This is a genomic window from Pseudomonas petroselini (assembly GCF_045037875.1).
GTDB classification, from domain to species: Bacteria; Pseudomonadota; Gammaproteobacteria; order Pseudomonadales; family Pseudomonadaceae; genus Aquipseudomonas; species Aquipseudomonas petroselini.
Genome location: NZ_CP173614.1, coordinates 1,028,819 through 1,051,496 on the forward strand (window position 1 = coordinate 1,028,819; position 22,678 = coordinate 1,051,496).

The 22,678-nt window shown below is 60.8% G+C and carries 21 protein-coding genes and 1 tRNA gene; 11 read left to right on the forward strand and 11 right to left on the reverse strand.

Translation table 11 applies throughout. The annotated features are described in order from the left end of the window. Positions 1-8 precede the first annotated feature (8 nt). The 5 genes from ACI512_RS04850 (at position 9) to bcsQ (ending at position 5,021) form a co-directional block, all read left to right on the forward strand. Complete coding sequence (locus ACI512_RS04850; protein ID WP_028615346.1) at positions 9-674, forward strand: SGNH/GDSL hydrolase family protein; 666 nt, start codon at positions 9-11, stop codon at positions 672-674. Continuing rightward, positions 674-1,339, forward strand: coding sequence for a cell division protein FtsQ (locus tag ACI512_RS04855; protein WP_102059950.1), 666 nt, complete (start codon positions 674-676; stop codon positions 1,337-1,339). Before ACI512_RS04850 ends, ACI512_RS04855 begins: the two co-directional genes overlap by 1 nt. Before the next feature lie 17 nt (positions 1,340-1,356). Next, entirely contained in the window at positions 1,357-2,772 is a 1,416-nt protein-coding gene (locus tag ACI512_RS04860) for an MBOAT family protein (protein ID WP_236380722.1), read from the forward strand. Positions 2,773-2,784: 12 nt separating this feature from the next. Next, a complete protein-coding gene (locus tag ACI512_RS04865; RefSeq protein WP_405121680.1) occupies positions 2,785-3,909 on the forward strand; it encodes a cell division protein FtsQ in 1,125 nt (374 codons plus the stop codon). Between the two features lie 176 nt (positions 3,910-4,085). Continuing rightward, positions 4,086-5,021 (forward strand): cellulose biosynthesis protein BcsQ, encoded by a 936-nt coding sequence (gene bcsQ, locus ACI512_RS04870; protein ID WP_236380725.1) that lies wholly within the window; start codon positions 4,086-4,088, stop codon positions 5,019-5,021. A gap of 241 nt (positions 5,022-5,262) precedes the next feature. Here bcsQ and ACI512_RS04875 read toward each other — a convergent pair whose 3' ends face one another. The 5 genes from ACI512_RS04875 to ACI512_RS04895 form a co-directional block, all read right to left on the reverse strand. Then, positions 5,263-6,450 (reverse strand): methyltransferase, encoded by a 1,188-nt coding sequence (locus ACI512_RS04875; protein ID WP_236380726.1) that lies wholly within the window; start codon positions 6,448-6,450, stop codon positions 5,263-5,265. Further along, positions 6,431-7,120: an ABC transporter permease gene (locus tag ACI512_RS04880; RefSeq protein WP_012721732.1), complete on the reverse strand. Its 690-nt coding sequence runs from the start codon at positions 7,118-7,120 to the stop codon at positions 6,431-6,433. Before ACI512_RS04880 ends, ACI512_RS04875 begins: the two co-directional genes overlap by 20 nt. After that, on the reverse strand, positions 7,120-7,812 hold the full coding sequence (locus ACI512_RS04885) for an ABC transporter permease (RefSeq protein ID WP_046034625.1): 693 nt from the start codon (positions 7,810-7,812) through the stop codon (positions 7,120-7,122). Before ACI512_RS04885 ends, ACI512_RS04880 begins: the two co-directional genes overlap by 1 nt. A 74-nt stretch (positions 7,813-7,886) precedes the next feature. Then, on the reverse strand, positions 7,887-8,639 hold the full coding sequence (locus ACI512_RS04890; RefSeq protein WP_236380727.1) for an ABC transporter substrate-binding protein: 753 nt from the start codon (positions 8,637-8,639) through the stop codon (positions 7,887-7,889). 13 nt (positions 8,640-8,652) lie between these two features. Then, on the reverse strand, positions 8,653-9,426 hold the full coding sequence (locus ACI512_RS04895; protein ID WP_012721734.1) for an ABC transporter ATP-binding protein: 774 nt from the start codon (positions 9,424-9,426) through the stop codon (positions 8,653-8,655). Between the two features lie 554 nt (positions 9,427-9,980). Between ACI512_RS04895 and gabP the strand changes: the two genes are divergently transcribed. After that, positions 9,981-11,372, forward strand: coding sequence for a GABA permease (gabP, locus tag ACI512_RS04900; RefSeq protein WP_236380731.1), 1,392 nt, complete (start codon positions 9,981-9,983; stop codon positions 11,370-11,372). A 118-nt stretch (positions 11,373-11,490) separates the two neighbouring features. Here the strand turns inward: gabP and ACI512_RS04905 are convergent, their stop codons facing one another. Together ACI512_RS04905 and ACI512_RS04910 are read right to left on the reverse strand one after the other, a co-directional pair. Continuing rightward, a complete protein-coding gene (locus ACI512_RS04905) occupies positions 11,491-11,904 on the reverse strand; it encodes a hypothetical protein (RefSeq protein WP_012721736.1) in 414 nt (137 codons plus the stop codon). A gap of 3 nt (positions 11,905-11,907) precedes the next feature. Further along, positions 11,908-12,861: an alpha/beta fold hydrolase gene (locus ACI512_RS04910; protein ID WP_236380734.1), complete on the reverse strand. Its 954-nt coding sequence runs from the start codon at positions 12,859-12,861 to the stop codon at positions 11,908-11,910. A 173-nt stretch (positions 12,862-13,034) separates the two neighbouring features. Here ACI512_RS04910 and ACI512_RS04915 point away from each other — a divergent pair, with 173 nt between their 5' ends. From ACI512_RS04915 to ACI512_RS04930, 4 genes are all read left to right on the forward strand, one after another. Then, on the forward strand, positions 13,035-14,000 hold the full coding sequence (locus ACI512_RS04915; protein ID WP_236380737.1) for an arsenic resistance protein: 966 nt from the start codon (positions 13,035-13,037) through the stop codon (positions 13,998-14,000). An 87-nt stretch (positions 14,001-14,087) separates the two neighbouring features. Further along, positions 14,088-15,680, forward strand: a complete 1,593-nt coding sequence (locus tag ACI512_RS04920; RefSeq protein WP_236380740.1) for a glycosyltransferase family 39 protein — start codon at positions 14,088-14,090, stop codon at positions 15,678-15,680. 89 nt (positions 15,681-15,769) lie between these two features. Beyond that, complete coding sequence (locus ACI512_RS04925; RefSeq protein ID WP_250948024.1) at positions 15,770-16,138, forward strand: hypothetical protein; 369 nt, start codon at positions 15,770-15,772, stop codon at positions 16,136-16,138. Positions 16,139-16,196: 58 nt separating this feature from the next. Next, the gene (locus ACI512_RS04930; protein WP_236380911.1) at positions 16,197-16,754 is read left to right on the forward strand and encodes a hypothetical protein; all 558 of its coding nucleotides are present in this window, start codon (positions 16,197-16,199) and stop codon (positions 16,752-16,754) included. Positions 16,755-16,840: 86 nt separating this feature from the next. Here the strand turns inward: ACI512_RS04930 and ACI512_RS04935 are convergent. From ACI512_RS04935 to ACI512_RS04950, 4 genes are all read right to left on the reverse strand, one after another. Next, positions 16,841-16,916, reverse strand: a tRNA-Phe gene (locus ACI512_RS04935). Between the two features lie 103 nt (positions 16,917-17,019). Beyond that, positions 17,020-17,292: an oxidative damage protection protein gene (locus ACI512_RS04940; protein WP_012721742.1), complete on the reverse strand. Its 273-nt coding sequence runs from the start codon at positions 17,290-17,292 to the stop codon at positions 17,020-17,022. After that, positions 17,289-18,356, reverse strand: a complete 1,068-nt coding sequence (mutY, locus tag ACI512_RS04945) for an A/G-specific adenine glycosylase (protein ID WP_012721743.1) — start codon at positions 18,354-18,356, stop codon at positions 17,289-17,291. The genes ACI512_RS04940 and mutY overlap by 4 nt, the downstream gene beginning before the upstream one ends. Continuing rightward, positions 18,353-20,563 (reverse strand): AsmA family protein, encoded by a 2,211-nt coding sequence (locus ACI512_RS04950; RefSeq protein ID WP_236380913.1) that lies wholly within the window; start codon positions 20,561-20,563, stop codon positions 18,353-18,355. Before ACI512_RS04950 ends, mutY begins: the two co-directional genes overlap by 4 nt. A gap of 325 nt (positions 20,564-20,888) precedes the next feature. Between ACI512_RS04950 and ACI512_RS04955 the strand changes: the two genes are divergently transcribed. Beyond that, positions 20,889-22,550 carry an OFA family MFS transporter gene (locus tag ACI512_RS04955; RefSeq protein WP_012721745.1) on the forward strand — a complete coding sequence of 554 codons (1,662 nt, stop codon included), beginning with the start codon at positions 20,889-20,891 and terminating at the stop codon, positions 22,548-22,550. Positions 22,551-22,678: the final 128 nt, after the last annotated feature.

A 22,678-nucleotide genomic window follows, 5' to 3' on the forward strand; every position in this document is an offset into this window, starting at 1 on the left:
AGTCATTCATGCCTGTTTCTGCGATTGCCGGCCTAACCATGCTGGTATTGGGCGAAAGTCATATGAGCTTTCCCGATTCGTTGCTCAACCCGCTGCAAGACAACCTCACCAAGCAAGGCGCGGTGGTTCACTCCATCGGTGCGTGCGGTGCCGGTGCGGCGGATTGGGTTGTGCCGAAAAAAGTCGAATGCGGCGGCGAACGCACGCCCACCGGCAAGGCCGTGATCTATGGCAAAAACGCCATGAGCACCACGCCGATCCAGGAGCTGATCGCCAAAGACAAACCCGACGTGGTCGTGTTGATCATCGGTGACACCATGGGCTCCTACACCAACCCGGTGTTCCCTAAAGCCTGGGCCTGGAAAAGCGTGACCTCGCTGACCAAAGCCATCACCGACACCGGCACCAAGTGCGTGTGGGTCGGCCCGCCATGGGGCAAGGTCGGTTCGCAGTACAAGAAAGACGACACCCGCACCAAGCTGATGTCGTCGTTCCTCGCCAGTAACGTGGCGCCGTGCACCTACATCGACTCGCTGACGTTCTCGAAGCCAGGCGAGTGGATCACCACCGACGGCCAGCACTTCACCATCGACGGCTACCAGAAGTGGGCCAAGGCCATCGGTACAGCCTTGGGTGACCTGCCGCCATCGGCCTACGGTAAAGGAAGCAAATAATGAAACGGATGACCCTGGGCCTGGCGACCTTGCTCGCCAGTGTCAGCGCCTACAGTGCCGACATCCCGCTGTACCCGACCGGCCCGGAGCAAGACGCAGCATTCCTGCGTTTTGCCAACGGCACCCCTGGCGAATTGAAGCTGGTGGCGGACGGTTCCAAGGCCAGCCTGGTGTTGAGCGGCGACAAACCCGTGTCGGCGTTCCTGCCGGTTGTCGGCGGCGACAAGCCGATCAAAGGCGTATTGAGCAGCGGCGGCAAAAACGCTGATTTCTCGGTGAAAGTGGCGCCGGGCGAATTCGCCACGGTGGTTGCACTGGTCGATGCCAAGGGCGCCACGCGCCAATTGGTGGTGCGTGAAGTGCCGGACGACTTCAATGCGCTCAAAGCCTCACTGGCCTTCATCAACGCCGACGCCACCTGCGCCGACGCCAGCCTGGAAGCCGTGGCGCAAAAGGCCGAGCTGTTCAAGCAGGTCGCTGAAGGTGCCGTGCAGCGGCGCATGATCAACCCGGTGGAATTGTCGGTGCAGCTCAAATGCGCCGGTTCGCCGGTGGGCCAGCCGCTGACGTTCACCCTCAAGGCGGGCGAGCGCTACAGCGTATTGGCCGTTCCTTCAGACACAGGCTCGAAGTTGCTGTTCGCCTCTGACGCACTCGCTAACTGATCGGGCCCGACACCACCATGGTCTTTGCCTCACTCGAATTCCTCACGCTGTTCCTGCCGGCCTTCCTGTTGATCTATGCCCTGGCTCGTCCGAGCTGGCGCAACGTGATCCTGTTGATCGGCAGCTGGTTGTTCTACGGCTGGTTGAGCCCGTTGTTCCTGTTCCTGCACATGGTGTTGACCGTGGTGGCATGGGTCGGCGGCTTGCTGGTGGACCGCTCCCGTGAGGACGGCAAAGGCCGGGTGCGCCTGTTGATCGCGTTGATCGTGTTCAACACGGCCGTGCTGTGTTGGTACAAGTACGCCAACATCGTCGCTGGCACGGTGAGCGAGGTGATCACCTGGTACGGTGCGATGCCGCTGGACTGGCAGCGCGTGGCCTTGCCGGCGGGCTTGTCGTTCATCGTGTTGCAGGCGATTTCCTACCTGGTGGATGTGCACCGTCATACGGTGCCGGTGGAGCGCAGCTTCATTAACTACGCCACCTATATCTCGATGTTCGGGCACTCGATTGCGGGCCCGATCATCCGTTACGACTGGGTCCGCCGTGAGCTGAGCCAGCGGTATTTCAACTGGGCGAATTTCTCCCTGGGCGCACGGCGCTTCATGATCGGCATGGGCATGAAAGTGCTGGTGGCCGACACCTTGTCGCCGCTGGTGGACATTGCCTTCCACCTGGAAAACCCTAGCCTGGTGGACGCCTGGATCGGTTGCTTGGCGTATTCGCTGCAACTGTTTTTCGACTTCGCCGGCTACAGCGCCATGGCCATCGGCCTGGGCTTGATGCTGGGCTTCCACTTCCCGGAAAACTTCAACCGGCCGTACCTGGCCAGCAGCATCCAGGACTTCTGGCGGCGTTGGCACTTGTCGTTGTCCAGCTGGCTGCGCGACTACCTGTACATCGCGCTGGGCGGTAACCGTGACGGCGTCTGGCGCACCTACCGCAACCTGTTCCTGACCATGGCGATTGCCGGGTTGTGGCACGGCGGCGACAGCTGGAACTACCTATTGTGGGGGGCCGCCCACGGCGTGGCGCTGTGTGTTGACCGCGCATGGTCGCGGTCGAGCTTGCCGAGCATTCCGCCGGTGCTGTCGCACGTTCTCACGCTGCTGTTTGTGTGCCTGGCCTGGACGTTGTTCCGCGCGCCGGACTTCCATTCGGCACTGACCATGTACGCCGGCCAGTTCGGTCTGCACGGCATGGCCTTGGGTGACGCGATGGCCGTGGCCATGCGCCCGGCCCATGGCATGGCGGCGTTGCTGGGGCTGGTGTGCATCATCGCGCCGATCTGGCAGGTGCGTTGCGAACAGCGCTTCGGCACCCAGCCGTGGTTTGTGATGGCGGCCTCGCTGTGGCCGGTGGCCGGGTTTGTGTTGTCGTTCGCGCTGATTGCCAGCCGCGACGCCGTACCGTTTCTGTACTTTCAGTTCTAAGGACGCCCGACCATGCCTGCTCCTACCGCGCCGACTCCACCGAGCGACTTGGCCGTTCGCACCAGCCCCTTGGCGGCCTGGGTGCTGGTGCCCTTTTTGGCGGCGGGGCTGCTGTCCTGCGTTTGGCTGATGGTGAAGGGGCCGATCAGTTATGTGCCGGCCAAGGTCGACAGCGACATGTTGCTGCACGGTGACCTGACCCATCGGTTTGCCAAGGAACTGGCCAAGGCGCCGATGGCGATCCAGGCCGCCAACCTGGAGCGCGGCGGCAGCTGGCTGGCGTTTGGCGACACCGGGCCGCGCGTACGTCCGGGTTGCCCCGGCTGGCTGTTTATCAGCGATGAGCTGCGCATCAACCGGCATGCCGAGGCCAATGCCCAGACCAAGGCCCAGGCGGTGATCGACCTGCAAAAACAACTGGGTCAAAAAGGTATCGACCTGCAAGTGGTTGTGGTGCCGGACAAGAGCCGCATCGCCGCCGCCCAACGCTGTGGCCTGTACCGCCCGGCGGTGCTCGATAACCGGGTGCGGGATTGGACCGCCATGTTGCAGGCCGCCGGCGTTTCCGCGTTGGACCTGACCGAAACATTGAAACCGCTGGGCGCCGAAGCCTACCTGCGCACCGACACCCACTGGAGCGAAATCGGCTCCAACGCGGGGGCCAAGGCCGTGGCGCAGCGTACTCAGCAGCGCGGCATCAAGGCCACGCCGGAGCAAACCTTCGACATCTCCCAGGCGCCGCTCGCCGTGCGTCCGGGCGATTTGGTGCGCCTGGCCGGTCTCGACTGGCTGCCGCCCACGTTGCAGCCGCCAGGGGAATCGGTCGCGGCCAGCACGGCCCATGAAACCGGTGGTGCGACCAGTAATGCCGACGACCTGTTTGGCGATGCCGGCCTGCCCAATGTGGCGCTGATCGGCACGTCGTTCTCGCGTAACTCCAACTTTGTCGGCTTCCTGCAAAAGGCCCTGAATGCGCCTGTGGGCAATTTCAGCAAGGACGGCGGCGAATTCTCCGGTGCGGCCAAGGCGTACTTCGACAGCCCGGCGTTCAAGCAAACCCCGCCTAAGTTGTTGATTTGGGAGATTCCAGAGCGCGATTTGCAAACGCCGTACGATGTCATCACGATTGGCCAGTAATTTGACGATTGTCCGTTTGTCTAAAAAATAAACAGTGCAAGCATCAAAATAATGACACTTTTGCGGGCTTGAAGCAGACTGCCTGCACAAGGGCGACGACAAAAAGACCTGCGGTAAGCAGCCGGATGAGCTGGCCTTTTCACGTCGTTAAGCTTCGCCGTGATGAGGAATCCGCTATGAGCTTTACAGATGGTCTTCTCGTTCTGCTGGGCAAAGATGTCAGCCGTGATGCCCAAGGGCTGGATGCGCGGCTGCATTTTTTTGGCAGCATTCCCGTGGATGACGGCACCCCGTTTCCCCCTCAAGCCCCCAGTGCGCAGGCGCAGTCCCAGTCCGTGGATAAGGGGGTACGACGTCCGTGCGTGGTGGCGTTGGTGTCGGTCAATGGCGGCGTGGGGCGCAGTACCTTGGCGACGGCCTTGAGCAGCGGTTTGCAGCGCCTGGGTGAGTCGGTGGTCGCCGTGGACCTGGACCCACAGAACGCCCTGCGGATGCACTTCGGTGTCAGCCCTGCCTCGCCGGGTATCGGCCCGACAAGCCTGCGCAATGCGCAGTGGCACAATATCCAGCAGCCAGGCTTTGTCGGCAGTCGTGTGATCACCTTTGGCGATACCGATATGCGCCAGCAGGACGACCTGCAACGTTGGCTCAAACATGAACCGGACTGGTTGGCGCAGCGCCTGTCTGCATTGGGCCTGAGCGCCCGTCATACCGTGATCATCGACACCCCCGCCGGCAATAACGTCTACTTCCATCAAGCCTTGAGTGTGGCCGACGTGGTGCTGGTGATTGCCCAAGCCGACGCCGCCTCCCTGGGCACACTGGACCAACTCGACGGGCTGTTGGCACCGCACCTTCAGCGCGAGCGCCCACCGCATGTGCACTTTGTGATCAACCAACTGGATGAGGACAATGCCTTCAGCCTGGATATGGTGGAGGCGTTCAAGCAGCGGCTCGGCACCAGAGAGCCTCTGGAGGTGCACCGCGATATGGCGATCAGCGAGGCGCTGGCGTTTGGTATCGATCCATTGGATAGCCAGGCATTGAGCTTGGCGGGGGACGATATCACCGAGCTTTGCCGGCTGCTGATTGCACGTAAAAAGCGGCTATAAATTGCGCTTTATTCGCTTAACGCCAGATGCTTATGCACAATCGGTTGGAGGGCAATGTCCCGAAACAGCCGTTGTGTGGAGGCGTTCTCATCACGCCGCAACTGCCTGTTTTGAGTGCGTTTTATTTTGTGAACAAAAAATGACCAGCCTGGCTTTTGGCCTGTAACGCAGATGGCTACGGGCTCTGTAAAGAATTCATCAACAGAGTTATCCACAGGCTGTGCCGCGACAATTTCGCCCCTTAATCGCGCTCGGCAAGCACCATCAAGTTGCGCGGCGTCAATGCCGGTTCGCAAAAGGTGCCGACTTCCACCCTGTAGCCGTTTTCGCTGAGAAACAGTGCCCGATCCAGCACCAGCCATAACTCCAGCGGCCGCCGAAACAGACCACGCACCAATTCCAGGTTTCTGACCTCTGCCAGGCGTCGCCAGCCATACGCCTCTAAACCCGCCCAATCCTGTTCGTCTGTGGATAACCCTTTGAGCTTTGCCAGCGCGTGGCAGTAGTCCGCGAAGGGCCTGTCCAGCCAGCTCGCGGGCAGGGACGGCGTGGGCAGGTACTCGTCACAGCCACGCAACTGGCGTTGCAGTTGATCGAAACCCAGGCGTCGCGCCATGGACGTGTCCCGCTGCAAACGCACCCGTTTGCCCGCGGTGACGGTTTCGCTCAGCGGCAGGCCGAGGTCATCGATCGACAGTTGCAGGGGTGAAGCGCGACCGGCGCTGGAGAGTGGCTGGTAGGTCTGGGCGTTGATGCGGTTGTAGCAGCAGGGCGCCAGCGCCAACTGTTTGCAGCCGGCGGCGCTGGCCAGGTGCAGCAGGCGTACATGCAGGTCGCCACAGGCATGCAGGGCGACGGGCGTGTGTTCGGGGCCGATAGCCACAGCGGCCATCACGTCTTGCAGGCAATGCGTGACGGGCAGGCCGTGATGCTCGCTCAAGGCCTGGCCTGCGGCGATCAGTGCCGGGTCGTATTCCAGGCAGGTCAATGCTTGATCTGCCTGCAACAGGCGACGACCCAGATGGCCTTTTCCCGCACACCAGTCCAGCCAGTGCCTGGGCTTTTGCGCAAACTGCAGCGCGGCGCCGAACGCTTCGATTTGTGCCCATTTACGGCCAGGTACATCGACGCTAAGGCGATGGCGAGCGGGTGCCAGGGGCTGCATCGGTAACTTATCCACAGCACTGAGCTGCCGGGCTTGCGCGGCAAGCTGCGGAAACGGCGCGGGTGCCGCCAGGTCGTGGGGCTGATTGTGGCTGGCTTCGGCAGCGGCTAACGAGCGTCGGCGTAGCCACTGGGCGAGTTCGGGGTGCTGGGTTTCCCAAGGTAAATACAGGTGCGTAAAGGGCCGTGGTTTCCACAGCCCTTGGTGTTCGGTCAGGAATGCATCCAGCGCCTGGAAGCGTGCCTCAACGTCCTTGACAGGCATCGACGCGCAGCCAGCGTTCCAGCAGTTTGAAGCCGCGTACCAGCAGGTACGACATCAGCAGGTAGAACACACCGGCGGTGAAGAACATATCCACTGTCAGGTAGTTGCGCGCAATGATCGTCCTGGCCATGCCGGTCAGCTCAAGCAGCGTTACCGTACTCGCCAGCGAGCTGGCCTTGAGCATCAGGATCACTTCGTTGCTGTAGGCCGGCAAGCCGATACGCGCGGCGCGCGGCAGGATGATGTAGAACAACGTCTTGGGCTTGGACATGCCCAGGGCGCGAGCGGCTTCGATTTCGCCCGGGGGAATAGCCTGTATCGCACCGCGCAGGATCTCGGCGATGTACGCGGCGGTGTGGAGGGTCATGGTGGCCGTGGCACACCAGAACGGATCACGCAGGTACGGCCACATGGCGCTGGTACGCACGGCATCGAACTGGGCCAGGCCGTAGTAGACCAGGAACAGTTGCACCAGCAGCGGTGTGCCACGGAAGAAAAAGATGTAGGCGTAGGGCAGCGAACGCACATACCAACGCTTGGACGCACGAGCGACGCCCAGCGGAATCGCGAGTATCAGGCCAAGAATGACAGCGATGCCCACCAGTTCCAGGGTCAGGATGGCGCCTTGGATAAACTTTGGCAGCCACTTGATGATGACTTCCCATTCCATTACGTCGTCCTCACGAAGCCGCGGGCGGCGCGTTGTTCCAGGAAATGCATGCCGACCATCGACAGCGAGGTCAGGCCCAGGTAGATGAAGGCCGCGACCAGATAGAAGGTGAAGGGTTGCCGGGTAACGGTGACCGCGATCTGCGCGTGACGCATGATTTCTTCGAGGCCGATGACCGTGACCAGCGCAGTGTCCTTCATCAGGATCATGAACAGGTTACCCAGGCCTGGCAGCGCGATGCGCCACATCTGCGGCATGATCAGGCGGGTGAAAATCCGGGTTTTCGACAGCCCCAGCGCCAAACCGGCTTCGCGATGGCCCTTGGGGATGGCGATGATCGCGCCACGCAGAACCTCGGTGGCATAGGCGCCGTAGCACAACCCCAAGGCGATGACCCCGGCGGCGAAGGCGCTGAGTGAAAGGTCGGGGATGCCGAAAACTTCACCCAGTTCGCGCACTACATTGATCGTGCCGAAATAAATGAGCAGCACCCACAACAGTTCCGGCACGCCACGCACGATGGTCGAATAGGCTCCGCCCACCCATTGCAGCGGTTTGTGCGCAGAAGTCTTGGCCAAGGCACCGGCCAGGCCGAGCATCAGCCCCAGGCACAGGGCCGTGAGCGCCAGTTTGACGGTCATCAGCGCGCCAGCGGCAAGCGCCGGGCCGAATCCGTAGAGATCGAAATTCATGGTGTTTTCATATCGCGGCAGGCAGTGCAAAAAGCCGACGCGCTCAACTGAGCGCGTCGGGCATACCGTTCAGATCATTCGATGCTGAAAGGGAAGTACTTGTCGTTGATCTTCTTGTAGGTGCCGTCCGCCTTGATCTCTGCCAGGGCTTTGTTCAGGCGCTCGCGCAGTGGGTCGCCCTTGCGTACAGCGATACCGATCTTGTCGCTTTCGACCACCGGATCGCCTTTGAACTCGTAGGCGGAACCGTCTTTGCTCTTGAGCCATTCGTACTGCACGTACTTGTCGGCGAGGATGCCGTCGAGACGACCGGAGGTCAGGTCGAGGTAGGCGTTTTCCTGGGTGTCATAAAGCTTGGCTTCGGTTTCAGGCAGCTTGTCTTCCAGGTAGGTGCCGGCCAAGGTCGCACGCTGTGCACCGATGACCTTGCCTTTCAAGTAAGCCGCGTCAGTCTTGAAATCGGCGGTGGCTTTCGGCGCGATGAACTGCAGCTTGTTGGAGTAGTACGGGTCGGTGAAGTCGACGGCTTGCTTGCGCTCATCGGTGATCGACAGCGAGGACACCAGGAAGTCGAATTTCTTGGCGTTCAGGGCCGGGATGATGCCGTCCCAGTCGGACACATACACTTCGCACTTTTCGATTTTCATCTTGGCGCACAGGGCGTCGCCGATGTCTTTGTCGAAGCCCACGACGTTGCCGCTGGCGTCTTTGTTGTTGAACGGCGGGTAGGCCGCTTCGATCCCCATTTTCAAGGTTTCTGCCATGGCCGTGGCGCTGAACGCCATCGAGACGGCCGCGGCCAGAAGGAATTTTTTATAGTTCTGCATGCATGTTGCTCCGTTAGCGGTTGCTGGACATGAATTGTTTGCAGCGCGCCGAAAGCGGGTTTTCAAACACCTGCTGTGGCGATCCTTGCTCTTCGACCAGGCCTTGGTGCAGGAACACCACTTCACTGGACACCTGGCGGGCGAAGCCCATTTCATGGGTGACCAGCAGCATGGTGCGGCCTTCTTCGGCCAGCGCGCGGATCACATTAAGTACTTCCTGAACCATTTCCGGGTCAAGGGCCGAAGTGGGCTCGTCAAACAGGATGACTTTAGGCTGCATCGCCAGGGTGCGTGCGATGGCCGCCCGTTGTTGCTGGCCGCCGGACAATTGCGCCGGGTAAGCATGGCGCTTGTCGGCGATGCCGACCTTGTCCAGCAGGGCTTCGGCCACTTCGATGGCCTCGGCCTTGCTTTGGCCGAGCACGCGGCGAGGGGCCTCGATGATATTGTCGAGGATGCTCATGTGCGGCCACAGGTTAAAGTTTTGAAACACAAAACCGATTTCGCTGCGCAGGCGGTTGATCTGCTTGCCGTCGGCGGCCATCAGCTCGCCGTTTTTCGCGGCCTTGAGCTTGAGTTCTTCGCCGGCCACCAGGATCTGGCCCTGGTGCGGGTTTTCCAGCAGGTTGATGCAGCGCAGGAAGGTGGACTTGCCGGAACCGGAGGAACCCAGGATCGAGATCACATCGCCGTCGCGAGCGGTGAGCGAGATACCTTTGAGTACCTCCAGCTCACCATAGCGTTTATGCAAGTTGCGGATTTCAAGCGCGGGCGTGGCCTCGGCCATGTGGGGTCCTCATTGTGTTCATTGCGATCTTCGCTGTTGGGCCGCCTTCCTGGCGAGGCGCCAAGCTAGCATAGCGTCTTGATAGCAGCCAACAGCGTGGCTTGGGGTAAACAGGTGGTGTGCGGCAGGGTGTCGCATCGGCACAGCAGCGTGTCGCGCCATCAACAACCGAACAACCGTTTGAACCCGAAAAACCGCGGGCTTCGCTTAAAAAGGGCGCGATGGTGCCAGCTTTGGCCGGGTGTTGGAAGGGTTAACCGGGCAAACGGTGCGTATCAGCCCTTTTGTGGGGCGTCACGTACTTTTTGTGTGTGTTTATGGTGCGTTTATTCGTCTTGAATGTGAGTCGCACGGTAACGCTATAGCGGAATGCCATTGTTCTCAATGACTTGCGATGGTTGTTGAATCGTCCTGCAGCCCGCGTCAATCGTGGATCTGTAACATTTTGGCGCAAATATTGCGTAAAAAATAAAGAACGCCCCGTTGGTTTCTTTTCACGAGAAAGATCCCGGGCCGGGCCGACCGTTTTCGCAATTCCTCGTAAAGGTGTGTCAATGAGTAGTACGCAAAGCTCCAATGACCTCGAACAGGGGCTCAAACCGCGTCACGTCACCATGCTCTCGATTGCCGGCGTCATCGGTGCCGGTCTGTTTGTCGGCTCCGGCCACGCGATTGCCGCCGCCGGCCCGGCCGTACTGCTGGCGTATGCCGCTGCGGGCACACTGGTGGTATTGGTGATGCGCATGCTGGCCGAAATGGCCGTCGCGTCGCCTGACACCGGTTCGTTCTCCACTTACGCCGACCGCGCAATCGGTCATTGGGCCGGGTTTACGATCGGTTGGTTGTACTGGTGGTTCTGGGTGCTGGTGATTCCGTTGGAAGCCAACGCTGCCGCGACCATCCTGCACGCCTGGTTCCCGGATGTGGCCATTTGGGCCTTTACCCTGATCATCACCTTACTGCTGACGGCCACCAATCTATTCAGCGTGAAGAACTACGGCGAGTTTGAGTTCTGGTTTGCGTTGATCAAGGTCGTGGCGATCGTGGGCTTTGTGATCCTTGGCCTGGCCGCGATTTTCGGCTTCCTGCCGACCAGCCAGGTCAGCGGTGTTTCGCACCTGTTTGACACCCAAGGCTTTATGCCAAATGGCATGGGCGCCGTACTGGCCGCGATCCTCACCACCATGTTCTCGTTCATGGGCACCGAGATCGTCACCATCGCCGCCGCTGAATCGAAGAACCCAGGCCAGCAGATCACCAAGGCCACCAACTCGGTGATCTGGCGGATTGGTTTGTTCTACCTGCTGTCGATCTTCATCGTGGTGTCCCTGGTCCCTTGGAACGATCCGACCTTGGCGGCCGTAGGTTCCTACCAGACGGTGCTGGAACGCATGGGCATTCCGAACGCCAAGCTGATTGTCGACCTGGTGGTGCTGGTTGCCGTAACCAGCTGCTTGAACTCGGCGCTGTACACCGCTTCGCGCATGCTGTTCTCCCTGGGCCGTCGCGGTGATGCACCGGCCGTGGCCAAGCGCACCAACAAGAGCGGCACGCCGTATTGGGCAGTGTTGTTGTCCACCGGCGCCGCGTTCCTGGCGGTATTCGCCAACTACGTGGCTCCGGCGGCCGTGTTCGAGTTCCTGCTGGCCAGTTCCGGCGCCATCGCGTTGCTGGTGTACTTGGTGATTGCGGTGTCGCAACTGCGCATGCGCCAGAAGCGCACGGCGGCGGGCGAGAAGATCGTCTTCAAGATGTGGCTGTTCCCGGGCCTGACTTACGCGGTGATGGTGTTCATCGTGGGTACGTTGACCATCATGCTGTTCCAGGAAGCGCACCGGGTTGAGATCATCGCGACCGGCGTGCTGAGTTTGCTGGTGGTGGCGGCAGGACTGTTTGTATCAAGCCGTCGCAAGGCGCAGAGAGCAGGCGCTGCGGTGTTGAGCTGACGAAGTGCTGTAGAAAATGTGGGAGGGGGTTTGCCCCCGATTGCGGTGTGTCAGCGTCAGATGTGCTGGCTGATCTACCTCAATCGGGGGCAAGCCCCCTCCCACATTTGGTTTTGTATCAGTCCTGGGAGCTGGTCAGCGCCTGTGATGCCGCCACGTAATCGGCCTGGAACTGCGGCGACTCGATCCACGCCAGCGCGGCGGCTTCATCGTCGGTGTCCGTGGCCCACTGCCGATACTCGATCAGTGCGGCAAGAATGAAGTCGGTGGCTTCCTCCTCGCCTTCCTGTTCCAGCACCAGCGCCAGCAACGGGTGAGCCAGGAACACGGCACACAATGCCTGCTGGCTGATCTCGCCTGCGGTGCGCATCTCCACGAACAGCTCGGTCAAATCCACTGACTCAAGGTCGATGCGGCTGTCATCGCCGGCAAACGCGTCCGGCTTGGTCGCGACAGCGCGTTGGGTACGGTTTTGCTTGGCCTTGGCCTTTGCCCGGTGGGCGCGTTTTTGCTGCTTGTTCGGCGAGGCCATGGCTCAACGTCCTGGAATGCTGGATCTGGGTGGGGTATTGAAGCGCAGGTTGGCAGAAATCCCAAGGGTATCCGCCGTTAATTGCCCGTTTTGAAGCCATTCCAGTGCAATCGGCCACAACCGATCCTGATACTCGCTGCGAAAAAAAGCGAAATGTCCGACTTCCTTTTCGCCGATGTCTTCAGGGGCGATGCGCAGATGTGTGCGCCCACTGCTGTCGAAGTAACCCAGTAGCCGCTCGATGGCCGCGACTGTCCCGAACGGATCATCGGTCATGCTGATGGCCAGTATCTGCGCGTTTACACGACTGAAAGGCAGCTCACCCAACGCTCGTCCACTGGGGCGCGTTTCATACCTGGGCGTCAGCGTGCTCCAGTCCCGTACCACGCCCGCCGGCGTGTCTTCCAGCCAGCCCAGGCGCTTGCCGGGGAAGTGCCCGCACAGCGCCGTCACCAGCGGCATCACCACATGCCACTTGGCAAACATCCGCCAACGCACGCTCGCCGCATAGTCGCGCCAGTACGCAAACTGCGCACCGACTGTCACCATCCGCCGAATGACCGCGCCCGACGCCCCGAGCCCTGCCGCGCAGCCGCCAAAACTGTGGCCGACGACGTCAATCGGCTGCCCTGGAAACTCCCGCTGCGCTCGCTGCAGCATCGCCTCGAAATCCAGCACGCCCCAATCCGACCACGAGGCGTTGAACCCCCGCAACGACCCGCTGCGAGATTCGCCGATGCCACGGTAGTCGTAGGTGATGACATCGAAGCCGTTGGCGAACAGGTAGTCGGCGAAGCGGGCGTAGTGGCGGCAGCGCACGGAAGTGGCGGCGTTGATGATGACGAGTGGGCGTTCGACGTCGGTGCGCAGGTGGCGCCAGGTGAAGCCGCCCAGGGAGTAGCCGTCGGTGGCGGGTTCGTGGAACGCTAGCGGGGTGGGGCGGGTTGGAAGGTTCATGGCGCTACTGGGTCCTTACGCCTCGGGTGAGGGCATGCAGGCTCACGCGTTTTTATAAGACGTCGAACTTAACAAATTCCGTGCACCGTGATCGCGGAGATTGTCAGGGTGCTCGACCTTGCCACCTCGTATGCTTAGGCTGACCACCTTTCGATCCATCTGAGCCAGCCTTCATGTCCCGCGACACCCTCGAACACAACCAGATTCCGGTCTACTTCGCAGCCGTGCTGCTGGCGGCCGTTTTCGGCCTGCTCGCCCCCTCATGTGCCCACAGCCTCAGCGCACTGGTCACGCCCGCGATCGCGGTGCTGATGTATGCGATGTTCCTGCAAATCCCGTTTCTGGACCTGCGTCAAAGCTGGGGCAACAAGCGCTTCCTGTCGGCATTGCTGCTGGCCAACTTTATTCTCGTTCCGTTACTGGTGTGGGCATTGACCCAAAGCCTCGTGGGCCGTCCGGCGTTGCTCGTGGGCGCTTTGCTGGTGTTGCTGACGCCCTGCATCGACTACGTAGTGGTGTTTACCCACATCGGTAAGGGGGATTCGCGGTTGATGCTGGCGGCTACGCCGGTCCTGTTGCTGCTGCAGTTGGCGCTGTTGCCGATCTATCTGGGCCTGATGCTCGGCGCGCAATCCGAGGGGGTGGTCGAGGCGCGGCCGTTTATCGAGGCGTTCCTCTTGTTGATCGTGGTGCCGATGCTGCTGGCCGTGGTCACGACTGCGCTGGCGCGGCGATCATCGATTGCCAGTGTCTGGAACAGCGCCTGGGCGTGGCTGCCGGTGCCGGCGATGGCGCTGGTGTTGTTTGTGGTGGTCGGCTCGCAAATCACCTCTGTGGTGCGGGATATCAACCTGTTGCTGCCGGTGATTCCGGTGTACATCGGCTTCGTGTTGCTGGCGCCGCTGATGGGGGCGCTGGCGTCGCGGCTGTTTGCGCTTCCTGCGGTAACGGCGCGGGCGGTGACGTTCAGCGCGTCGACACGTAACTCGCTGGTGGTACTGCCCTTGGCATTGGCTTTGCCCGAGGATGTGCGCGGGTTGGCGGCGACGGCTGTGGTCCTGCAAACCCTGGTCGAACTCATGGGGGAGTTGATTTACGTTCGGTTGATCCCGCAGTGGATATGGCCCGCAGGTCGGTAAACGCGGGAATGTTCAGGTCTGTTCAGGCGCTATTCAGCAGGGCGGTCTGCACCATAAGTCGGCGTCCCTTACCTGACAGGTCAACCGATGGATCACCGCAGCCGTTTTCGCCTGGAATCACTGGGCATTTTTGTGTTCGCCCTAGTGCTGTTCACCTTGGGAATCTGGGATCAGCAGCCCCAAGGATTTGACGGCCGCTGGGCGCTGTTCCTGCAAGAAATGTTTCGCCATGGTGCGAGTCTTTTCCCGACCACCTACGGGCAGCCTTACGCGGATTACCCCGGCACCGCGACCTTCTTCAGCTGGGTGTTTGCCCGACTGTTGGGGGCGCCCAACCATCTGGCGAATGTGCTGCCTACCGCCCTGGCGTCCGCTGGGGTGGTGGCCGTGATCTATCGCTTGCTGGTTCCGGCGAATCGCCAGTGGGCGCTGCTCACGGTGTTGTTGACCCTGCTCACCACCCAACTGCTCGAAAAATCCCGCTCGGTGTGCCTGGACCAGATGGTGGCGTTGCTCTGTGTCGGCAGTTTCTACCTGCTGCACAGCGGTGGTCGCTGGAGGCGGCTTGCGGTATTCCCTCTGTTCATTCTGGGCTTCGCGATACGTGGGCCGTTGGGCTTGATCGAGGTCTGCGGCGTGGTGTGCGTGTATTGGGCGCTGGGCAAGCCTGGAGAGCGTGTGAAGCAGGTGCTGATCCACGGCAGCGTCGGCCTGGTGCTGTTGGCAGCCTGTTGGTGGTTGTTGATGAAGTTGGCGCGCATCAGCGGGGGTGACGCATTTGCCGATGAGGTGTTCAAGATGCAGGTGGGTGGGCGTCTCGATGAAATCGGCGAGCCGTTCTATTTCTACTTCCAGCTGAGCTTGTACCGCTACTTCCCGGTGGTGCCGTTGGCGCTGGCCACAATGATTGCCCTGCGTCACCGCTGGCCCGAGCGGTTCGAGGGCACTCTGCACTTGGTGGCGCGGCTCGGCGCCTGCGGCTTGATGATCCTGCTCGGGCTGTCGGTGCCGCACTTCAAGCGCGCCTATTACATCCTGCCCATGGTGCCGATGTTTGCGGCTGTCGCAGCCTATGGGCTGCTGCAGGCGCAAGGGTGGCTCGCGGGCGTACGTCGATGCTACGAAGGGCTTGTCGCGGCGGTGCCGGCGTTGTGCGGGGTGGTGGTCTTTGTCTGTCGGCATGCCTGGCAGAAGCATGGCTATTGGCCAAACGTATCGTTGCCGTTGCTGATCGGCGTGCTGGTGGTGCTGCAAATGGCGGCGCTGGTCGCCTGGCGTCGGGTTGGCCGTTTGGTATGGCTCAGCCTGATTGCATTGGCGGCGCAATGGCTGCTGTTGGTGTCGGTGGTGGAGCCGGCCAAGGATCTGCAGTTCGATACCCGGCAGTTTGTTGGCCAGGTAGAGGCGCTGCGTGCCGAGCAGCCGGGTCCGCTGGTGTTTATCAACCTGGGTCGGGACACGTGGGCGGTGCGTTACATGATGAACCTGGATCACGACGAGCAACCGGTATTTATCGGCAGTAAAGCGCTTGAGCAACTGGGGGGCTTGCCCCGACCGGCCTGGGTGATAGTGGCGCGTAAGGAAACTGCGCTGCTGTACGGAACGCCTCTGGAGTATCTGGCTCCAAGCTTTGAAGGGCGGTTGAACGACAATCCACTGATGGTGTTTTTGCTGAAATAAATCAGCCACTTGCTGTATTTTCGGCTAGCTGAGTGACCGACTGGTCATTCAGTTGTGCTGTTTTTTTGAGTTGTCGTACTGGAAGCATCATGGATATGACGAAAAAGGACGTTAAGCGGCCTGACGGAGGCCACGTGATCGGCCGCTCCCGATTTGGCCGGTTGAGCATTTGCTTTGACGGTGGCTGCAGCTACCCGGCGATGATCAATGTGTTGAGGGCTGTCTTCAAGCGCTACGGGCGACTGGTGCGCTTTGGGGAGAGGCTGTCGGCGCAGGGTTGGATTGATCGGGTCGAGGCGCGGGGGTTTCAGATTTCCGATCAGGAGCGGGTGGCGGTGTTTACGTTGATGTGGGATCGGGGGGCAGCGATCCGTTGGGGCGAGGTTGAATCGCCTCAGGCGGGTGACAGAGACCGAATCGAACCCGCCGATACACCCCTTCATGTCCGAACCGCTTGAAACCACGGGTTACTGTGACCTGCGCAAAATACACTGACGCACATTTTCAAGGATTGAAATGAAAGCCACATTGCTTGTGTTATCCGCCTTCATGTTGCTCTACGGCTGCGCTACGCCGCTTACCTCCGACATGTCTAGTCCGTCGATTGCCGACACCAAAACGGTGGTGTTCGGCGGCAAGACGTTCGTCCTGAAATTCCAAAAACCGGGCTTGTGGGAGTATTTCCCCGCAGAGGAAAGCATCGATGCCTGGAATGAAATGGTGGACTTTACCGTCGTACCTCGCGAGATGAACCGCTTCAAACCCCTCGACCTCGCCAAGCGCGCCATCCAGCTTCACCAGCAAGAAAATCCGAACATGCCGGCGATCCTGCTGACCGACAATAAAACCGGAATCGATTATTCGATGATGTTTTATCCCACGTCATTGCGTAAAGACGGGCAATTCTCGGAAATCAGTTATTTCAAGTATTACAAGGACGGCCCCACCGGGCAGACCATTATCTTTCACTTTGCCAGGAATATCCCAAGACCGAGCGATCCCTCGGAAAGTGCAATAGAGACAGGCCGGGAAATAGTGCCGCTGATAGAGGCATTCCCGCTGTATCGGCCGTAATGTCGTTGAGCGGACACAGAGCGCAGCTTGAAGGTCCAGAAACGAAAAAACCCCTGAGACCTTGCGGAATCAGGGGTTTCGGTATTTGGTGCCCAGAGACGGAATCGAACCGCCGACACGGGGATTTTCAATCCCCTGCTCTACCGACTGAGCTATCTGGGCAACGGGGCGCATTAAACGGGTTTTTCAGGGGGTCGTCAAGCAAGTTTTCAAAAAATATTTAATTATTACCGTCGCTTACGTGCCGACCCTGGTTTTTGATCAATTATTGAGCAGGCGGCACGTAGCCGTCGGCCTTGGCGTATTCCTCGCCGGAAAAGAACTTGTCCATCTCGCCCGCCAGGTATTTACGATCTTCGGCGTTCATCATGTTCAGGCGTTTTTCGTTGATGAGCAGGGTCTGGTGTTTCAGCCAGTCGCCCCAGGCTTTGGCGGAGACGTGATCGAAAATGTCCTGGCCCTTGGCGCCCGGATACGGAGGGCGTTCCAGGCCTGGCAATTCTTCTTTGTACTTGCGGCAGATAATGGTGCGGGTCATGACGAAACTCCTGCGTTCAATACGTCGGCCGCGCGCTTCAGCAGTTTTTTCACCGGGGCGGCAAGGCCCAGGCGCGGCGGGGTGGCGAGGTTATACCAGAGCCAGTCGGCCTCGGCCACGTGATGGGCGGATTCCTCGACCTGGACCAGCCAGGGTTCGATGGCGAGCTGGAAGTGGCTGAAGGTGTGGATCAACCCCGGCAGTTCCTGTGGCTTGCCCAGTTCCAGCGCGTGCTGGTTGGCCAGGTGTTCGAGGTCTTGCAGGTCGTCCAGCTCGGGCAAACTCCACAGGCCGCCCCACAGGCCCGTGGAAGGGCGACGGTAAAGCAGGATCGCGCCCTCGGCATTGGCCAGCAGCGGCATCAGCGTGCGCTTCTGCGGGATGGTCTTGCGCGGCTTGGGGATCGGGTAGCGCGTCTCCAGGCCGAGCATGTGGGCTTCGCAGCCTTTTTCCAGCGGGCACAGCAGGCAGCTGGGTTTGCTGCGGGTGCAGAGGGTGGCGCCCATGTCCATCATCGCCTGGGTGTAGGCATTGACGCGATCATGCGGCGTGAAGCGTTCTGCGGTGGCCCACAGCTGCTTGGCCACCTTGGGTTCGCCGGGGTAGCCCTCTTGTGCGGTAAAACGTGCCAGTACGCGTTTGACGTTGCCGTCGAGGATCGGCGCACGCAGTCCCATGCTCAGGCTGGCGATCGCGCCGGCGGTGGACAGGCCGATGCCCGGCAGTTCGGTCAGCTTTTCGACGTCCCTGGGAAACTCACCACCGTACTCGGCCACGACAATCTTCGCGGTCTTTTGCAGGTTGCGCGCCCGGGTGTAGTAACCAAGGCCGGTCCACAGGTGCAGCACTTCGTCTTCCGGCGCGGCGGCCAGGGCTTCGACCGTCGGCAGCGAGGCCATGAATCGGTCGAAGTAATTGAGCACGGTGCTCACCTGGGTCTGCTGCAGCATGATCTCCGAGACCCACACCCGATAAGGCGTGATGCCCTGTTGCCAGGGCAGGTCATGGCGGCCGTGGCGGTCGTACCAATCGAGTACGGCCTCTGAAAACTGCTCGTTTCTCATCGCTTGAACAGGCCCTTCAAAGCGTCTTTAAGCTGCGGGTTCACCTTGTCGAGTTTCTCTTCCAGCTTGTCGCTGAGCTTGTTGCCGGCCGCCTTGATGGCGACCTGGGTCAAGCCGTCCTTGTCCAGGCGGCACGCCTTGGCGCCCAGTTCCAGCGGGCCACGGCAGCGCAGCGGCACTTCGATGCCCTGGAAGTTGGCGCCGACCTGGCAGGCGGGGTCCGGCGTTTCACGCTGGTCGCCTTCGACGATGATGCCGACGCGGTAATCCATGCCCAGCACACGCAGGTCGACGTCGCCATTACCGTTGACGGTCAGGCCTGGGATGCGCACTTTCAGGTCAGGGTTGCTGGCGACCCCGTTGCGGAAGGTCAGGTTGCCCTTCAGCTCCTGGAACGGCGTGTCCTTGCCTTGCGGCGTGCTGCTCAAGGTCTTGCGGTTGAGCAAGGCGATGCCGGTGCACAGTTGCTGCTCAAGGTTGGCATTGAGCAGCACACCGTTGTTGATCACAAAACTGGCGGTGCCGTTGAGGCTGTCGATCAAGGCTTTCTGGCTGTTGCCACGGCCTGTGAGGTTGCTGTCGAGGGTGATCTGGCCCTTCACCGGCGGGGTTTGCCCCTGGGCTTGCAGGATGCGCTCGACCGGTACTTGCTTGATCCGGCTCTGCAGCGCCAGCACGGGAATGTCCTGGCGCACATCAAGGTTGCCGTTGGCCTGGAAGCTACCGTTGTAGAGACCGCCACTCAAAGTGTCGAGCTTGAGCTGGCCATCAAGGCCAGAGGCTTTGAGCACCGCATTCTGGATCGGCAACTTGCTCAGGGTCAGTTGGCCGAACGCAAGGTCGGCGTCCACGTCCAGCGTGCGCAGGCGGGTCAATGGCAATAGTTTGTCGGTGCTCCAGGCGCCTTTGGTCGGAGCGTCGGGCAGCGGCGTGGTGCCGCCGGCGGCCATGGCTCCGGCTTCGCTGTTCTGTACTTCGGCCTGGCGTGCGGCCGCCGCACCCTTGGCCGATTCAGACTTGGCCGGCAGGTAGTTGTCGGCGTTGAAGGTGTCGCCCTTGAGCTGAACGCGCAGGGATTGCTTGGCGAAATCCTCCACGGCGACGCGACCGGTGAAGGTGCTGCCGTCGAGTTTCAGGTTCAGGTCTTCCAGGGCCACGCTGGTCGGCGTGCCCTTGAGGCGGCTGACCAGCTCGACCTTGCTCAGGCTGCCGTCGGCCATCGGCGGCAACGGGTGGCCGACGCTGTCGAGGAACTTGGCCAAGTCAAACTGGGCGATCGACAGGGCGCCGCTGAGCTGCGGAGTCTTGTCCAGGTCGTTGACCTTCAGTTCGCCCAACGCGCGCAGTTGGTTGGCCGACAGCTTCAGGTTGGTCCATTCGGCGATATTGGCCGCCTGGTCCACCAGCAGTTGGCCCTGGGTGGAGAACGTCACGGTCTTGCCTTGCAGCGGCTCGCCCGTGGCTTCGCCGGTGATCTTCATGTCTTCAAGCTGATAGCGCTTGAGTGCCCGCTGGATCCGCAGGTTGCCGTTGAGCTCGGTCTTGACGCGCATCACCGGCTGGTTGCTGCCGAAGAAGGCGGTGAGTTTCACCGGGATGCTGGCGCCTTCGTGCACCGCACCGGCGCTCAGTTGAATGCTTTCGGCGCTGAACTGTTTGCCGGTCTGCTCATCGTTGTATTCAACGCGGGCGTTGTTGATGGTCAGGCTGTCGATGTCCAGGCGGATGGGTTTTGCCGGCTTTTCCGGTTCGGATTCGGCCGGCTGCTCAACCGAGCCAGGGCTGCCGACGCTCGCCTCAGTCACGTTCTTGCCGATGTCTTCCCAGTTGCCATGACCTTGCTTGTCACGGTTGAGGCGCAGGTTCAGGCCTTCGACACGCACGTCGCTCATCTGCACTTCGCGGCGCAGCAAAGGCAGCACGCGCACCGAGAGGCCGAGCATCTGCAGGTCGGCGAACGGTTGGGTCGGCGCGGTCAGGGTTGCCACGCTGGCTTCGTGCAGTTCAAGGCCGAGCCACGGGAACAGGCTCCAGCCGATATCGCCATTGAGCGTCAGCTCGATGTGGGCCTTGTCGCGGGCAATCTGGCGAATCTCGTCTTTATAGTCGTTGGGATCGAAGAGATGGGTCAGGGCAAAACCCAGAGCCACAATGATCAGCAACAGCCCGAGAAGTACCAGACCCAGGATTTTGCCGAACGCTTTCATGGGCGAGTCCTTGTATGTCGATTTCAAAATTTAGCCGCAGAGTATAACGCCCGACGGCCTGCGTCAGTGCCCTGATCGTTACATTGTATCCAGGGGCGGGGAAAGCGGGTTTTTGGCGTCAAAAAAACAAATTTCCTGAAAAAGGTGATGTCACTTTGGTTTTTCTGTCATCGACAGGTGCTAATCTCTGCACGTTCGTCCGCCTTCTGCGACCTAAGGTCGCGCCTAAAATGGAGCTTCACTCAACAAAACGGCCACGCTTTGCGTGCAAGGCCGAGGGAGAGAGCGCCTGACGGACACATACTAACAACTGGGGGAAACACCAATGAGCACTAGCACTGCGGCAGGTTCATCTGCTGCAAAGCCAGCGTTCCTGTCCAAGGAACGCATCATCGCCAAGCCCGGCTTCAACCGCTGGCTGGTTCCACCGGCCGCCCTGGCCATCCACCTGTGCATCGGCATGGCCTACGGGTTCTCGGTGTTCTGGCTGCCTCTGTCCAAGGCACTGGGCGTTACCAAACCGGTCGCCTGCGCGCCGGACATGAGCTTCATCGCCCAAGTCTTCTCGTCCCAATGCGACTGGCCCATCTCCATGCTGGGCTGGATCTACACCCTGTTCTTCATTTTCCTGGGCTGCTCGGCAGCGATCTGGGGTGGCTGGCTGGAACATGCCGGGCCACGTAAGGCCGGTGTTGTATCGGCGTTGTGCTGGTGCGGCGGGCTGCTGATTTCGGCGTTGGGTATCTATACCCACCAGATCTGGCTGATGTGGATCGGCTCCGGGGTCATCGGCGGTATCGGCCTGGGCCTGGGCTACATCTCTCCCGTGTCGACCCTGATCAAGTGGTTCCCGGACAAGCGTGGCATGGCCACCGGTATGGCGATCATGGGCTTTGGCGGCGGCGCGATGGTAGGTGCACCCCTGGCCGCAGCGTTGATGGGCCACTTTGCCACGCCGACCAGCGTGGGCGTATGGCAGAGCTTCCTGGTGATGGCGGCGATCTACTTTGTGTTCATGATCGGCGGCGCACTGTCTTATCGCGTTCCGCCGACCGGCTGGAAACCTGAGGGCTGGACCGCCCCGGCGAAAAAGGCCAGCAACGCGATGATCACCCACCGTCACGTGCACGTGAACGTGGCGTGGAAAACCCCGCAATTCCGCCTGGTTTGGTTGGTGTTGTGCCTGAACGTATCCGCCGGTATCGGCATCCTCGGCATGGCTTCGCCGCTGCTGCAGGAAGTGTTCGGCGGCAAGTTGCTGGGTGTTGATGTGCCGTTCGGTCAACTGGATGCCGGTCAACTGGCCTCCATCGCGGCCATCGCGGCAGGTTTCACCGGTCTGTTGAGCCTGTTCAACATCGGCGGCCGCTTCTTCTGGGCGTCGTTCTCCGACTACCTGGGCCGTAAAAACACCTATTTCGTGTTCTTCGCCCTGGGCTTTGCCCTGTACGCGCTGATCCCGAACCTGGGGCACTTGGGCAACGTGGCGCTGTTCGTGGCGGCGTTCTGCATCATCCTGTCGATGTACGGGGGTGGTTTTGCGACCGTTCCTGCCTACCTGGCCGACCTGTTCGGTACGCAAATGGTCGGCGCGATCCACGGTCGCCTGCTGACCGCCTGGGCCGCTGCGGGCGTCTTGGGCCCGGTGCTGGTGAACTACCTGCGTGAATATCAGTTGAGCATCGGCGTTGAACGCGCGGCTGCCTATGACATCACCTTGTACATCCTCGCCGGCCTGCTGGTGCTGGGTTTCATCTGCAACCTGCTGGTTCGCCCGGTGGCGGACAAGTACTTCATGACCGATGCCGAATTGGCCGCCGAACAGGCGCTGGGTCATGACAAAGGGGCGGATGCCACCACTTCCCTGGAGTGGAAAGCCGCTTCCGGCACCGTGCCATTGGCCATCGCGGCCTGGCTGGTGGTGGGTATTCCGTTGGCGTGGGGTGTGTGGGTGACCTTGCAGAAGACTGCGGTGCTGTTCCACTGATTTAGATGCGCTCTGTGTGGCAGCCCGCTTGTTGTAGTGAGCGGGCTTGCCCCGCGCTGGGTTGCGAAGCGACCCAATGAAGCCACCTCGTTCTTTCAGTCAGCGCGCCGTGGCTGTTTCTGGGGTTG

Bases quoted from the DNA above. Each gene is read 5' to 3' on its own strand.
- ACI512_RS04850 (WP_028615346.1), top strand. From the start codon at position 9: ATGCCTGTTTCTGCGATTGCCGGCCTAACCATGCTGGTATTGGGCGAA.
- ACI512_RS04855 (WP_102059950.1), top strand. From the start codon at position 674: ATGAAACGGATGACCCTGGGCCTGGCGACCTTGCTCGCCAGTGTCAGC.
- ACI512_RS04860 (WP_236380722.1), top strand. From the start codon at position 1,357: ATGGTCTTTGCCTCACTCGAATTCCTCACGCTGTTCCTGCCGGCCTTC.
- ACI512_RS04865 (WP_405121680.1), top strand. From the start codon at position 2,785: ATGCCTGCTCCTACCGCGCCGACTCCACCGAGCGACTTGGCCGTTCGC.
- bcsQ (WP_236380725.1), top strand. From the start codon at position 4,086: ATGAGCTTTACAGATGGTCTTCTCGTTCTGCTGGGCAAAGATGTCAGC.
- ACI512_RS04875 (WP_236380726.1), bottom strand. From the start codon at position 6,450: ATGCCTGTCAAGGACGTTGAGGCACGCTTCCAGGCGCTGGATGCATTC.
- ACI512_RS04880 (WP_012721732.1), bottom strand. From the start codon at position 7,120: ATGGAATGGGAAGTCATCATCAAGTGGCTGCCAAAGTTTATCCAAGGC.
- ACI512_RS04885 (WP_046034625.1), bottom strand. From the start codon at position 7,812: ATGAATTTCGATCTCTACGGATTCGGCCCGGCGCTTGCCGCTGGCGCG.
- ACI512_RS04890 (WP_236380727.1), bottom strand. From the start codon at position 8,639: ATGCAGAACTATAAAAAATTCCTTCTGGCCGCGGCCGTCTCGATGGCG.
- ACI512_RS04895 (WP_012721734.1), bottom strand. From the start codon at position 9,426: ATGGCCGAGGCCACGCCCGCGCTTGAAATCCGCAACTTGCATAAACGC.
- gabP (WP_236380731.1), top strand. From the start codon at position 9,981: ATGAGTAGTACGCAAAGCTCCAATGACCTCGAACAGGGGCTCAAACCG.
- ACI512_RS04905 (WP_012721736.1), bottom strand. From the start codon at position 11,904: ATGGCCTCGCCGAACAAGCAGCAAAAACGCGCCCACCGGGCAAAGGCC.
- ACI512_RS04910 (WP_236380734.1), bottom strand. From the start codon at position 12,861: ATGAACCTTCCAACCCGCCCCACCCCGCTAGCGTTCCACGAACCCGCC.
- ACI512_RS04915 (WP_236380737.1), top strand. From the start codon at position 13,035: ATGTCCCGCGACACCCTCGAACACAACCAGATTCCGGTCTACTTCGCA.
- ACI512_RS04920 (WP_236380740.1), top strand. From the start codon at position 14,088: ATGGATCACCGCAGCCGTTTTCGCCTGGAATCACTGGGCATTTTTGTG.
- ACI512_RS04925 (WP_250948024.1), top strand. From the start codon at position 15,770: ATGGATATGACGAAAAAGGACGTTAAGCGGCCTGACGGAGGCCACGTG.
- ACI512_RS04930 (WP_236380911.1), top strand. From the start codon at position 16,197: ATGAAAGCCACATTGCTTGTGTTATCCGCCTTCATGTTGCTCTACGGC.
- ACI512_RS04940 (WP_012721742.1), bottom strand. From the start codon at position 17,292: ATGACCCGCACCATTATCTGCCGCAAGTACAAAGAAGAATTGCCAGGC.
- mutY (WP_012721743.1), bottom strand. From the start codon at position 18,356: ATGAGAAACGAGCAGTTTTCAGAGGCCGTACTCGATTGGTACGACCGC.
- ACI512_RS04950 (WP_236380913.1), bottom strand. From the start codon at position 20,563: ATGAAAGCGTTCGGCAAAATCCTGGGTCTGGTACTTCTCGGGCTGTTG.
- ACI512_RS04955 (WP_012721745.1), top strand. From the start codon at position 20,889: ATGAGCACTAGCACTGCGGCAGGTTCATCTGCTGCAAAGCCAGCGTTC.